Here is a 1,334-nt window from a genome sequence, read left to right as displayed (position 1 = left end):
ACAGTTCCTATTGTTTTGATTGCCCCGCCTACTTTTGTTGCAACTGTTACGACTGTCCCAAAATTGGTGACGATAGCCGTTATAGCCGGCAACATCGATGATAGAACCATTAACAATGGACCGATTGCCGCAGCTATCCCACCCATAACGACTACCACAGTTTGTCCAGTAGGAGAAAGACTCTTAAACTTGTCAGATAACACTTGGATTGCCTGTTGAACTATTGGCAAAGCTCTCTGAGCCATATCCAAAATAATTCTTCCAATGGGTTCTAATGCATCAGCTGCCTGTCTTAGAGTTGCTTGAAATTGCTGACCAAAGGACTGTTCTTGAGCTTTAGTAACTTTGTCCATTGCTCCTGCTGATTCATCAAGAGAACCCTTAATATTCCCCATGCTGTACATTGCGTCAGACTCTAAGTCTTCCCATTTAGTACCGAATAGGGCTACACCAATGTTATTCGCTGCAACTTGATCATCCATCCCTTTTAATTCGGGAAGAACTGCGTTCGCAACATCTTTTACAGTACCCTTCCCCTGCAAGAAGTCTTTCCAGACCTTTTGAGTCCCACTTGATAGTTGTCCCATTGCTTCTTCTGTGCTTTTTGATCCGTCTTTTACACGAATTTGAAACTCTTTAAAGACATCATTTACATAGTCGAGATTGTAGGCTCCGTTTTTAGAACCTTTTATCAATAGCTGGAAATATTCATCTGCGGAATACCCCATCTTTCCAAACAAGGGAGCATATTCACTGAGATTATCAAACATCTCATCAGAGAAATTAAGTCCATTTTGGGCTCCATAAGCCATCAAATCAAAGGCCTTTTTAGAGTCAATACCAAAGGCTTTCATTAACTGGCCCCCGCCTCTTGTAACCTCATTTACATCAGCATCAAATGTTTTTGCAAGAGCCAGAGCATTTTTAGTCGCTGTTTGTAGCTCAGCTTCACTATTTATGTTTTTCATGTTCTGCTTTGTTTTAATAAGAGCATCAGAAACTTCATCTAAACTTTCTCCAAAACCAGCTTTATAAATGTTTCTAGCTACATTTGTAAGATTTTCAGCTTCTTTCTTAGTGACACCTAATGACGACTGTATTTTGGCTTGTGCATCACCTACACTTTTAGCTGAGGAAATGGCGGCCGCGCCTAATCCTGCTAATGGGACAGTAATTGCCTTACTCATCGTCTCGCCTACGCTCTTCATTTTTTGAGCTCCACTTTGCATGCTAGCCTGTAGTCGTTGGAAGTCTCGTTCTGCCCCTTGTCTGTTTAAGGATGTATTAATCTCAATTCGGCCCGCTGCCGCCATAACTCTCACCGCCCTTTTTTC

Annotated in this window: 1 protein-coding gene; it reads right to left on the bottom strand. The window is 41.8% G+C overall.

Annotated features, from left to right (window positions below; translation table 11 throughout):
• Positions 1 to 1,313: phage tail tape measure protein (locus tag AC4CV5_RS20725; protein WP_490923796.1), on the bottom strand; the 1,313-nt coding region annotated here is incomplete at its 3' end.
• Between the last annotated feature and the right edge of the window lie 21 nt (positions 1,314 to 1,334).

The sequence above is a fragment of the Bacillus sp. NS1 genome, assembly GCF_058248265.1.
The sequence above is the reverse complement of the archived record's forward strand: the minus strand, read 5'-3'. Positions and strand labels throughout refer to the sequence as shown.